Source organism: Nevskia sp. (assembly GCF_021732705.1).
Lineage (GTDB): Bacteria > Pseudomonadota > Gammaproteobacteria > Nevskiales > Nevskiaceae > Nevskia.
Genome location: NZ_JAKFUM010000006.1, coordinates 51674 through 63008, shown reverse-complemented (window position 1 = coordinate 63008; position 11335 = coordinate 51674). Strand labels below are relative to the sequence as shown.

10 protein-coding genes are annotated in these 11335 nt (G+C 65.9%); 6 read left to right on the top strand and 4 right to left on the bottom strand.

Annotated features, from left to right (window positions below):
• Positions 1-26 precede the first annotated feature (26 nt).
• Positions 27-821 (bottom strand): outer membrane lipoprotein-sorting protein, encoded by a 795-nt coding sequence (locus QZ951_RS05670; RefSeq protein WP_292999465.1) that lies wholly within the window; start codon positions 819-821, stop codon positions 27-29.
• Between the two features lie 322 nt (positions 822-1143).
• A complete protein-coding gene (locus QZ951_RS05665; RefSeq protein WP_292999463.1) occupies positions 1144-1440 on the bottom strand; it encodes a DUF1244 domain-containing protein in 297 nt (98 codons plus the stop codon).
• Positions 1441-1538: 98 nt separating this feature from the next.
• On the opposite strand from QZ951_RS05665, the gene QZ951_RS05660 reads away from it, so the two are divergent.
• Together QZ951_RS05660 and QZ951_RS05655 are read left to right on the top strand one after the other, a co-directional pair.
• On the top strand, positions 1539-2810 hold the full coding sequence (locus QZ951_RS05660) for an NAD(P)/FAD-dependent oxidoreductase (RefSeq protein ID WP_292999462.1): 1272 nt from the start codon (positions 1539-1541) through the stop codon (positions 2808-2810).
• Positions 2807-4282: a YdiU family protein gene (locus QZ951_RS05655; RefSeq protein ID WP_292999460.1), complete on the top strand. Its 1476-nt coding sequence runs from the start codon at positions 2807-2809 to the stop codon at positions 4280-4282. Before QZ951_RS05660 ends, QZ951_RS05655 begins: the two co-directional genes overlap by 4 nt.
• A gap of 88 nt (positions 4283-4370) precedes the next feature.
• On the opposite strand, the gene QZ951_RS05650 is transcribed toward QZ951_RS05655, so the two are convergent.
• Positions 4371-5048, bottom strand: a complete 678-nt coding sequence (locus QZ951_RS05650) for a Crp/Fnr family transcriptional regulator (RefSeq protein WP_292999458.1) — start codon at positions 5046-5048, stop codon at positions 4371-4373.
• 382 nt (positions 5049-5430) lie between these two features.
• On the opposite strand from QZ951_RS05650, the gene QZ951_RS05645 reads away from it, so the two are divergent.
• From QZ951_RS05645 to QZ951_RS05630, 4 genes are all read left to right on the top strand, one after another.
• Complete coding sequence (locus tag QZ951_RS05645) at positions 5431-5763, top strand: hypothetical protein (protein ID WP_292999456.1); 333 nt, start codon at positions 5431-5433, stop codon at positions 5761-5763.
• A gap of 301 nt (positions 5764-6064) precedes the next feature.
• The gene (locus tag QZ951_RS05640) at positions 6065-8221 is read left to right on the top strand and encodes a DUF4331 family protein (RefSeq protein ID WP_292999454.1); all 2157 of its coding nucleotides are present in this window, start codon (positions 6065-6067) and stop codon (positions 8219-8221) included.
• A gap of 193 nt (positions 8222-8414) precedes the next feature.
• Entirely contained in the window at positions 8415-9650 is a 1236-nt protein-coding gene (locus tag QZ951_RS05635) for a hypothetical protein (RefSeq protein WP_292999452.1), read from the top strand.
• 20 nt (positions 9651-9670) lie between these two features.
• On the top strand, positions 9671-11029 hold the full coding sequence (locus QZ951_RS05630) for a HupE/UreJ family protein (RefSeq protein WP_292999450.1): 1359 nt from the start codon (positions 9671-9673) through the stop codon (positions 11027-11029).
• Between the two features lie 76 nt (positions 11030-11105).
• Here the strand turns inward: QZ951_RS05630 and QZ951_RS05625 are convergent, their stop codons facing one another.
• Positions 11106-11309 carry a hypothetical protein gene (locus QZ951_RS05625; RefSeq protein ID WP_292999448.1) on the bottom strand — a complete coding sequence of 68 codons (204 nt, stop codon included), beginning with the start codon at positions 11307-11309 and terminating at the stop codon, positions 11106-11108.
• Positions 11310-11335 lie beyond the last annotated feature (26 nt).

Here is an 11335-nt window from a genome sequence, read left to right as displayed (position 1 = left end):
ACGGGATCACGCGCGGATCGGGAACGTCAGTGCGCGCGGTAGAAGCTGGTCGGATCGAACAGGCGCGACGGCAGGTCCTTGTCGCCGCTGGCGACGCCGACCACCTTGAGCCGCGTGCTGGTCTTGTCCTTCAGGTCGCGCATCAGGATGTCGGACAGATACCAGTAGCCTTCCGAGCGCTGCAGGCCGGCCACCGGCGCCGTCAGTTCCTTGCGAACGGCATTGCCTTCGAGGAACTCCACTTTCAACGCGACACAGGCCTTGTCATCGACGTAAGCGCGCACGCGGCTGTAGCGCGCCGGCGCACCGGCGAGCGGTGCGAGGTTCAGCACCTGCACCGGACGCTGCTCGATCATCGTCGGCTTGTCGAGCGTGGCCACGGCATCGCCGAATGCGTTCTGCAACTGCTTCATGTCGTTGTAGCTGAAGTCGGTGCCGAGCAGCGAACCGTCGGCGGAAGCGCCGGTGATGCGGCGCACGCGCTGGATCGCCGGCAGGAACAGGAAGATGTCGTCCTTGGCGCCGGTCGCGCCTTCGCGCAGCAGGTAGGCCGCACCATCGAGATCGCGCGGTCGCGAGATCAGCAGCAGCACGCGGACCAGGCCATCGATCCGGCTGGCGTAGACCTTGCCGGTCAGCACGCGTTCGGCCCCGGCGCGGTCGATGGACTTGAGTTCCACCTCCTTGATCTGAAGGCTGATCGGCACATTGGCGCGCATGCAGTCCAGCACTTTCTGTGCCGCGGCATCGGCCCGCGCATTGCCCATCATTGCCAGCGCTGCCAGGCACACCGTGCTGCGCAGCCATCGACCGTGCTTCATCCTGCCCCCGGCATCATCCCCGTGATGGCGACAAGCCTAACGCGTCGGCTGCAGGACCGACTGCGAACCGCGTGTCATTGACGCCGCCGCAACCGTCGCGATCGGGAACTCGGCCCATGGCAGCGGCGGCGGGGCTTGTCTACTGTAAGGAACCGAGCGATGACGCTGGGCCACCGAGCAATCGGTTTCCGCCCCCGACCCGGACGTCCCCAGGCTGCAGCGTGACGCTCGTTCGACGCTTTCGCAGGTCGACGCTCGCGGCGGTCCCGCCCACCTCCTCCGCACCGGGGCGTGGTCGCCGCGAGCGTTTTTTTCTGCAGCGTCAGCCCGCAGGCTTCGCGGCCTCGAAAGCCGCCTGCTGCGCCGGGCTCGCGTCCTTCTGATAAAGCCGCTTCCACTCGCCGTACGGCATCCCGTAGACGCGTTCGCGCGCGGCATCGTCGCTGACCGGCTCGCCGAGGTCCTTCGCGGCGGCCGCGTACCACTTCGACAGGCAATTGCGGCAGAAGCCAGCCAGGTTCATCAGGTCGATGTTCTGGACATCCTTGCGGTCGTCGAGATGGGCAAGCAGGCGGCGAAGCACGGCGGCGTCGAGACGGTCCCGAAGTTGCTGGTCCATGGGCGTGGGAGTGTCAGTGGGATGGGCCGCCGATTGTGCGCGATGCTCAGGCCAGCCGTGAACCGGACACGCCCGATCGATTCTTCGAGAGACTGACCATGACTTCCCTGCCTCGCATCGTGATCGTCGGCGCTGGTTTTGGCGGCCTCACCGCCGCTCGCGCGCTGGATGGCCTGGCGATCGACCTGACCGTCGTCGATCGCCGGAATTTCCATCTTTTTCAACCACTTCTGTATCAGGTTGCGACCGCCGGCCTGAATCCGTCGGATGTCGCCTGGCCGGTGCGCGGCATCCTGAGCCGGCAGAAGAACGCCCGTGTGCTGCTTGGCGAAGTCGTCGGCATCGACACCGACGCGCGCGAAGTCCGGCTCGATGACGGCCGCAGCCTGCCGTACGACTGGCTGATTCTGGCGACCGGCGCGACCCACACCTACTTCGGCAATGACCACTGGGCGCGTCACGCACCGGGTCTCAAGCGTGTCGACGACGCCACACTGATCCGTCGGCGCCTGCTGCTGGCGCTGGAACACGCCGAGAACACCGACGACCCGATCGCGCGCCGCAAGCTGATGACGTTCGCCATCGTCGGTGCCGGTCCCACCGGTGTCGAGCTGGCCGGCGCGATCGCCGAGCTGTCGAAGAAAGTGCTGGCGCACGACTTTCGCGCGATCGACACCCGCGAAGTCCGCGTCGTGCTGGTGGAAGGCGCGGATCGCGTGCTGCTGTCGTTCCCGCCCGAGCTGTCGGCGTTCGCGCTGGCGGAACTGCAGAAGAAGGGGGTCGACGTGATGCTGAACACCAAGGTCACCGGCTGCGATGCCGACGGCCTGCGCTTCGGCGACGGCAGCGCGCTGGACTGCGCCACCGTGCTGTGGGCGGCCGGCGTGGCCGCATCGCCGGCGGCGCGCTGGCTCGGCGTGGCGGCCGATCGTGCCGGCCGCGTGCAGGTGGCACCGAATCTGACCGTGCCCGGCCAGCCGAACATCTTCGTGATCGGCGATACCGCCGCTGTCGTGCAGGACGGCAAGCCGGTGCCCGGCGTGGCGCCGGCCGCGAAGCAGCAGGGCCATTTCGTGGCGAAGGCGATCCGTGCCGCGCTGGCCGGCAAGCCGGCCGCCCAAGCGTTCCGTTACCGCGATTTCGGCAATCTGGCGACCATCGGCCGGCATTCGGCCGTGATCGACTTCGGCTTCGTCCGGATGAAGGGGCTCGTCGCGTGGTGGCTGTGGGGTATCGCCCACGTCTATTTCCTGATCGGCGCGCGCAACCGCATGCTGGTCGCGACACAATGGTTCTTCAACTACCTGAGCTACAGCCGCGCCGCACGTCTGATCGTCGGCAGCGATGCCGCCGACCCCGAATCCCGATGACCCTGCCCGTTACCACGCCCCGCTTCGCCGCGCTGGGCGATCCGTACTCCACTGCCTACCCGACCCGGCCGCTGCCGACGCCGACGCTGCTGCACCTGAACGTCGCGCTCGCCGAATCACTGGGCATCGGCCCGGAAGACCGTGCCACGCCGGAATTCGCCTCGATCCTGGCCGGCAACGCGCCGTGGCCCGGCTTCGAGCCGCGTGCTTCGGTCTACGCCGGGCATCAGTTCGGCCAGTTCGTGCCGCAGCTCGGCGATGGCCGGGCGCTGCTGATTGCGGAAATCGACGACCGCGCCGGCCGCGGCCATGAAATCCAGCTCAAAGGTGCCGGCCCGACGCCGTACTCGCGCCATGCCGACGGCCGGGCCGTGCTGCGCTCGTCGATCCGCGAATACCTGTGTTCGGAAGCGATGCACGCGCTCGGCATTCCGACGACGCGGGCGCTGGCGCTGATCGGCTCGCCGCAGCCGGTGCGGCGCGAAACCATCGAGACCGCCGCCGTGGTCTGTCGGGTTGCGCCCAGTTTTGTCCGCTTCGGACATTTCGAGTTCTGGTACTACCGCGGCGAGCCAGAACGGCTGCAGCCGCTGGCCGATCACGTCATCGAACGGCATTTCCCGGAATTCGCCGACAGGCCGGATCGCTACGCGGCATGGCTGACCGAGGTCGTCAGCCGTACCGCGCGGCTGATGGCGCAATGGCAGGCCGTTGGCTTCTGCCATGGCGTGATGAACACCGACAACTTCTCCGCACTGGGCCTGACCATCGACTACGGCCCGTTCGGCTTCCTCGACGCCTTCGACAGCCATCACATCTGCAACCATTCCGACGAAGGCGGTCGCTATGCCTGGGATCGGCAGCCGGTCATCGGCCAATGGAACTGCACCAAAATGTTGCAGGCCTGCCTGCCGTTGCTCGCCAGCGAGCCGAAGGCCGCCGTCGAAATCGCCCAGCCGATTGCCGATGGCTATGCCCGCGCCTACGGCGAGGCGATGATTGCGGCGTGGCGCGGCAAGCTCGGGCTGCAGACCGCGCAGGATGGCGACGAGGGCCTGATCAACCGCTGGCTGAGCCTGCTGCAGGGCAGTCGCGCCGATTTCACGCGCAGCTGGCGGCATCTGTCCGCGGTGTCATCGGCGGAAGGTTCGTCGGCCGATCTCGTGCGTGACGAGATTGCCGACATCGCCGCATTCGATGCCTGGCTGCCGGACTATCAGGCCCGCCTGCGCGCCGAAGGCAGTGTCGATGGCGAACGCGCCGCGCGGATGAACGCGGTCAATCCGAAATACGTGCTGCGCAATCACCTCGCGCAGCGCGCCATCGAACGCGCCGAGGCCGGCGATGCCCGCGAGGTCGAGCATCTGTTCACGCTGCTGTCGCGGCCGTTCGACGAGCAGCCCGAACACGAGGCCTACGCGGCGGAGCCGCCGCCCGAAGCGCGGCAGATCGAGGTCAGCTGTTCGTCTTGACGCGGATGCCGGTTCGACAGCCGTCGCGCCGGCTCCCCGCCACCGATCGACTCTGATCGGCAGCGGGTTCGCGACCGCCATCGGGCGATCAGTCGCCGCGGCGGTGGTAGCGCTTGTCGCGCTCGATCAGGTACAGCCAGCCCTTCTCGCGACGGATCAGGCCTTCCTTCTCGATCGTGCCGAGCACGCGGCACAGATGCTCCGGCGACACCGTGATCAGCTGCGCCAGCTCGCGATACTTCAGCGGCAGCTGCATCCGGAAGCCCTTGCTGGTCGGCACCAGTTCGCAGGCGCCGGCCAGATTCCAGATCAGCTGTTCGACGCGCTGGCGGACCGACAGGTAACCGAGCTGGGCCGAGCGGTCCAGCAGTTCCGAGTGCTGCGCGCAATGCGCCTTGTGCAGCTGCCACGACATCTCGGCATTGGTGCGGATCAGTTCGACGAAGCTCGCCGACGCCACGCGTCGCATCCGCGTGTTGCGGGTCACCACGGCCGCCGAGACGAAATGCTTGCCCAGCACGGCGCAGGAATCGCCAATCAGCGTGCCGGGCGCGCTGCACAGGTGGGTGATCACTTCTTCGCCGCCAGGGTCGAGGAAGATCACCTTCACGAGGCCCTGTTCCAGCAGATAGACATCCCGTGCGTTGGCACCCTGCTTGAACAGGATCGTGCCTTCCGCGTAAGCCAGCGCCGGCGTCGAATCAAACAGCCCGAAACACGGACTGGTCGACACGCGGGTGGCGTGCACCTCTTCCACTTTGCTCATTCTGGTACGTCCCCTTTCCCCGTAAATGCATCGAACGGCCGCCACTCCAGACGACCCTGCGTACTGATCCACCCGATGCATGCGTCAAGTCTGCCAACTGCACGTTGCAGCCAGCAGACACCCGCACGTTCTGCATTCTTCAAAATTGGGAGGCCTTCTGCCGCTTCCCGGGCGGGTGCCCGAAAAACTGCATCTTCGCTTCCCAGGCTGCCTCCCTGAACTCACTGTCGGCTGCAGGCCCGAAACACTCAGCAAAGCCCGCGCCACATTCCGACATTTGAATAGCATTGTTCACCAAACTTCAAGTCTGGTTTCGCGCTTGTTCGCGGAACAATGTTCACCCAGTCACGATTCTTTCCGAAAGCCGTCCTAAAACAAGCACTTGGCCACGACCCCGACTGAGGGGGACGCGACGGCTCGGGAAACGGTGGGGGAGGAAGAAGGATTACCGTCCGGGATTGCGGCGGGCTCTGACGGCGCGCTCGGCATGTGCATCGTTGTCCGCTGGCAGACCCTCAGTCGACTGGAAATCTGCATCACCAACATGCAAACGATACCAGCCCGCGTGGCCGTTGGCGCGCCCTGCAAAGGGCGACATGAAACCGTGTCCGAATTGATTTGTTCGTGCTGCACCGCAAAAACGAGCAAATCGTCACAAATCCACAATCTGGCGACCGTGATCCAGCGCACCGATCGACGCCGTATTCCAGCTTGATCGGCGTCACTCCTGCAAGTTAAGTGCCTGAAAACCCGCAACAAATCGAGCGGGTATTTTCAAACTACTCTTGATTCTGATCAATTCCTGCCCTGACGGACGTTAATTACATTGCCGTCCAGCGGTGAAAGACTGCCGCTCGTGGTGCAACGCAGTAATCAAGGATTGGAAAAGCGGTGACCCAGCTTGGCCGGTGCGGTCCTCGGGATGTGGGGATGATTTGAGGTCAGCACAGGGACAGGGCATGGGGGTTGGACTTCGCCGGATCTCGGCGAAGAACAGAAATCAATCGGAGTCACACATGACACTCAAGATGAATAGCAAGAACTGGATGCTCGCCGCTGGCGCAGCGTTCCTGGCCGTTGGCGCTTTCGCGCCGGCCGCCATGGGCGCCGACCACCGCGACTCCTTCGCCGTCGACTCGGAAATCGAAGGCGACTACACCGACGCGTTCGGCTGGCCGGACCCGGATCGTCCCGGCAACATCATTCTGGCCGGCATGGTCAACCCGTTCGCGACGCCGGGTCTGACTACCTCGTATCGCTTCTCGGCTCCGTTCCTGTACCAGATCCAGATCGACAACAACCAGGCCAACGGCCCGGCTGCCGACCTCGTGATGCAGGTCGAATTCGCTGGCGTGTCGAACCGCGCTCCCAACCAGCCGTACCGCGTGCTGCTCGGCCCGGCCACCGGCTCGGCGATCACCACTCGTCTGGTCGAAGGCGCCCCGGGCGTCACCAACCTCTGCGCCCAGCCGCTGAACGCTCCGTTCACCACGAACGGCCAGCCGACTGCCTTCACCGGCGCTGCGACCAGCTCGGCTTCGAGCCCGAATGCGGCTCGTCTCGGCACGGACGTGCAGGACAACTACATCTTCGACAACGGCACAGTGAAGTGCTACGCCGGCATCGCCGATGACTCGTTCATCACCGACGCCACGCAGGCCATTCTCCGCATTGGCCTCAACGCCAACGCCCGTTCGCGCACGGTGCAGTCGCTGCGTACCGGCATGACCGCTCCGGCGGCGTTCACCACCGGCTCGGACAACCAGCCGAACCACACGCAGGATCTGTTCCGCGGCATCACCGGTGACATCATCGGCGGTCTGCGCGGCCGTCCGGTCCAGCTCAACGGCCGTTCGGGCATCGACACCTTCGGCGGCTTCAACGGCTCGCTGTTCGCCGTTTCGATTCCGGGTTCGCTCCTCCGTGGCCCGGGCATCCCGGATCAGAGCCTCGGCGGCGCCATCAACGGCAACCTGATTGGCACCTGGGGCACCGTGTCGCGTCCGGCTTCCACCGCGTTCAATGGCTACCAGCAGACCGCCACCGGTCCGTGGCACCAGTTCGAGCGCATGGGCCAGCAGATCACCGCGACGGTCTTCGTGTTCCAGCAGCCGATGCTGCAGGTCAGCGCGCAGTACCCGAACGGCGTGTATCCGCACCTCGTCCCGGCTGACTTCGAAGGCACCGGCGTCACCGTCCCGGCCAGCAGCAACCCGATCAGCACCGCAACGCTGAAGGACCTGCACAACGCAACGGGTCCGGAACATGACTTCCGCCTGTGGGATCGTATGTACCTCGACTTCCTGACCCCGACGCCGGCTGGCGCCAACAACAGCGGTGGTGGTCTGCTCGGCGGTCTGCTGGGTGGTCTGTCGAACCTGCTGATCGGCGGTGGCAACACCGTTCAGGCCCGTCAGGCGATCCTGACCGTCCTGGGCTTCAACAGCTTCGGCATCAACGGCGTGCCGCTGTACCAGGGCCAGTTCGCAAGCCTCAGCCAGAACCAGAACCGTCGCCTCCAGGCTCAGCTGGCGCTGCCGGACTACCTGCGCATCAACCTCAACACGACGTTCGACTCGGCTCCGGGCGCTGCCCGTCCGGGCGCCGCCGCGGCGAACAACAACTCGCCGACGCTGGCTCTGCACCAGTGGGGTCTCCAGAACGGCCGCCGTCCGGCGGACGACGTCACCGACATCGTGATTCGCATCACGCGTGAAACGGCTGACGTGAAGTTCCCGGACACGCTGGTTCTGCCGGGCATCGCCAACGTGGTTCCGGGTTCCGGTCCGCGCTGGACGCCGCCGAGCGCTGCGTTCCCGAACGGCTTTGCTCGCCGCGCTGTGAACTGCGAAGAGCTGAACGTCGCCGGTGGCATCCTGAACGGCGGCCTGATCGGCAACCTCATCAACGGTGGCGTCGCTGGTCTGCTGCGTCCGGGTGAGTCGGATGGCCTGCTCGGCCGTCTGAGCCTGAACGTGCTGACCCCGTGCGAAGACAGCCGCGTGTTCCTGGTGCTGCAGGGCACCGACTGGATCGAGCCGGCTGGCGATGTTGCCAACGTCGCGACGCAGAACAGCGAACAGCAGCACCTCCGCAACACGTTCCCGTACATCGGCTTCAACCCGCTGCACGGCGAAGCTGGCGACAACGGCTTCGGCCCGACCAACCCGTAATCGGGCGTCGGACCGAGAAACGGCAGGCCGGCAACAGGGCAACGTCGCTGGTCTGACCGTTTCATCGAGACAAGTTGCGTGACACAGTGGCGGGGAGAGTTTCGTACTCTTCCCGCCATTTTCATTTGCGGTGCCGCGTCGCGGCATCTTTCCCGAATTCGAAGCAAACCCGCCCTGCGGGTGGAGACACATGATGGCTGTTGAAAAGCGCAAGTTCCGATGGCTCGCCGTTGGCGTCGTGGCCATGATCGGCCTCGCCGGCGCGGCCTGGTACTTCCTGCAAGGTGGCAATGAGCGGCTGCCGTACATCAATGCCGCCGGCGTCAAGAAACTGAAGTACTTCGATCACCAGATCGATCTTGTGCAGCAGCAGGGCTCGCAGCGGCGCACGGACCTCGACTACGCGGTGACGCTGGTCGAAGCCATGCTGAACCGCGCGAAAGTCACGGCTGACGGGCGCGACTTCGCCAATGCGATGGCGGTGATCGACTCATCGGAGTCGCTGATTGCGACCCGCACCCGCACCGAAGACGGCGCCACCGCCATTCCGGAACTGTTCGCGGCGCGTGCCAAACTGCTGGCGGCACAGCACCGTTTCGTCGAAGCCCGCGCCGTGGCCGAGAAGGCGCTGCGCAAGTACCAGAACGAAACGGGCCTGATGGCGATCGCGGGCGAAGCAGCCGTGCAGGCAGGCGATCTGAACGCTGGCGAGATCTATCTGCGCAAGCTGGTTTCCGACGAACCCCGCGTCCCCAACAATTTCATCGGCCTCGCCTATTGGGCCGAGATTTCCGGTGACCTGGAACAGGCCTCGGAACTGCTGAAGCGGGCGCCGGAGGCGCGGTTCCCGAAGCCGCTGCCACGCCTGCGTCTGGCCTATGTCTATTCCGTGCAGGGCGACGTGCAGTCCAAGCTCGGCAAGCTGGCGGTTGCCAAGCAGTACTACAACGAAGCGGTGAATCTGGAACCGACCTTCGCGCAAGCCCGGGCAGGCCTGTCGGACATCGCCCAATATGAAGGCCGCGATCAGGACGCCGAGGACCTGCTTCGCGCCTTGATCGAAACCGAATGGCCGAACGCGGACTATCAGGTGAAACTGGCCGACTTGCGCGAACGCCGCGGCGACGTAAAGGAAGCGAAACAGCTGCGCCGCGCCGCCGAGAAGTTCTACGAGTGGTCCTACAACACCGGTTTCTACGGCTATGTACGCCCGCTGGCGATCCTGAAGATGGCCAAGGGTGATTTCGACGCCGCGGCGAAGTATGCGGCGGTCGATCTGGAGATTCGTCCGAACAGCGAAAGCAAGGCGATCTACAAGAACGTGTACGACGCCGCGCTGGCGGCCGGCGAGCCGCTGGGCGAAAACGCGCTCGAGAAGCTGAAGGCCGGAACCACCACCTCGCTGAACGCTGGCAAGCCGAAGCCCTGATCCGACGTTCGAGAATTCCGATGACCCTCTGCCCCAGCCATCGCCTGCTCCGGGCGCTTGCCACCAGCGCAGCCCTTGCCGTGGCCGGCTTCGGCACGGCCCACGCCCACCCGCTTGGCCAGAACGCGTTCAACCGCGAGGCGGCGATCGTGGTGGCGCCGGATCAGGTGCATCTCGACTACCTGCTGGATCTGGCCGAGATCCCGACGCTGGAAGCCGGCTCCGAAGCCGATACCGACGGCAACGGCGAGATCGCCGATGGCGAATGGGCGACCTATGCCGAACGCTGGGCCAAGGATGTGCCGGGCAAGATCGTGGTCGAGGTCGGTGGCCAGCCGCTTTCGTTGGAACTGGAAAGTCAGAGCTGGGCGCTCTCGCCCGGCCAATCCGGCCTGACGACGCTGCGGCTGCTGGCGAAAATGAAGGCGCCGCTGGCGCTGACCGACGCTGCCGTCGCACTGGCCTATCGCGATGGCAATCCGGAGCGGCTGGGCTGGCGCGAGGTTTCGATCAGTGCGGCAGCCGGCGTCCGGATCGTGTCGTCCGATGTGCCGGCGATCAGCCGCACGAAGTCGATGACCGATTTCACGCCGCGTGCCGAAGGCCCGCCGGCGATCACCTCGGCGACGGCGCAAGTGGCGCTGGCGGCGGCTGATGCGCCGGCGGCCGCCCCCCCGGTGGTCCTCGAAATCGGCGCGCGCAGCGGTGCCGCGCAACCGGAGCAGACCCGGCAGAGCCCGACGGTCTGGTCATTCTTCAAGCTCGGCGTGCATCACATCGCGATCGGCTGGGATCACCTGATCTTCCTGCTCGGGCTGGTGCTGCTGTCCGGCAACCTGAAGCAACTCGCGTTCACGGTCACCGCGTTCACCGTGGCGCACAGCATCACGCTGGGTCTGGCCTCGCAGGGGCTGGTGACGCCGCCGCCGAACTGGGTGGAGGCGCTGATCGCGGCGACGATCGCCTATGTCGGCATCGTCGCGCTCAGGACCCGGCGCGCGAAGCATGGTCCGGTGCTGGCATTCGGTTTCGGCCTGATCCACGGCTTCGGCTTTGCCGGCGCGCTGGCTGAAAGCGTCGGCGCCGACAGCAAGCTGAACCTGATCGGCCTGCTGAGCTTCAATGTCGGCATCGAGTTCTTCCAGCTGCTGCTGGTCTGCGCCGTGGTGCCGGTGCTGGCCGCCCTCGCCCGCCGTCCGTGGTATCCGCGCGTGCACCTGGCGCTGGGCAGCTTCGTGTTTCTGGCCGGCGCGTTCTGGTTCCTCGAACGCACCCTGCGCAACGATCTGCTGACCGAAATCGGCTTCGCGCTGACGCTGGCGGTACTGGTCGGTGTCCTGCTGCTGAGCAAGCGCAAGGCGGCGCTGGAACAGGCCTGAGGCACGCGCCGCCGGCTCATGCGGTCACGCCGCGGCGTGACGGCGGATCGATCATCGAGCGAGGCGCGGCTGCAGCTCAGCGGCCGCGCGGCAGGTGTCGTTCGCCGGCATGGGCGGCCGGCTCGGCCCGGGTCTGGCGTTCGCTGCGCCGTGGATCGGGTTCGGCACCGCGATCGGTCGCGGCGGCGAGGCCACCGGCGGCTTCGGGCTCGGCGACACACAGACGGGACAGGTTGCGGCGAAAACTCCAGGCAATCGGCTGGTGCGGCACGTTGAACATCCTTGTCTGGCGATTCCTTCGCCGAT

Excerpts from the sequence above, each read along its gene's own strand:
- QZ951_RS05670 (WP_292999465.1), bottom strand. The coding sequence starts at position 821 with ATGAAGCACGGTCGATGGCTGCGCAGCACGGTGTGCCTGGCAGCGCTG.
- QZ951_RS05665 (WP_292999463.1), bottom strand. The coding sequence starts at position 1,440 with ATGGACCAGCAACTTCGGGACCGTCTCGACGCCGCCGTGCTTCGCCGC.
- QZ951_RS05660 (WP_292999462.1), top strand. The coding sequence starts at position 1,539 with ATGACTTCCCTGCCTCGCATCGTGATCGTCGGCGCTGGTTTTGGCGGC.
- QZ951_RS05655 (WP_292999460.1), top strand. The coding sequence starts at position 2,807 with ATGACCCTGCCCGTTACCACGCCCCGCTTCGCCGCGCTGGGCGATCCG.
- QZ951_RS05650 (WP_292999458.1), bottom strand. The coding sequence starts at position 5,048 with ATGAGCAAAGTGGAAGAGGTGCACGCCACCCGCGTGTCGACCAGTCCG.
- QZ951_RS05640 (WP_292999454.1), top strand. The coding sequence starts at position 6,065 with ATGACACTCAAGATGAATAGCAAGAACTGGATGCTCGCCGCTGGCGCA.
- QZ951_RS05635 (WP_292999452.1), top strand. The coding sequence starts at position 8,415 with ATGGCTGTTGAAAAGCGCAAGTTCCGATGGCTCGCCGTTGGCGTCGTG.
- QZ951_RS05630 (WP_292999450.1), top strand. The coding sequence starts at position 9,671 with ATGACCCTCTGCCCCAGCCATCGCCTGCTCCGGGCGCTTGCCACCAGC.
- QZ951_RS05625 (WP_292999448.1), bottom strand. The coding sequence starts at position 11,309 with ATGTTCAACGTGCCGCACCAGCCGATTGCCTGGAGTTTTCGCCGCAAC.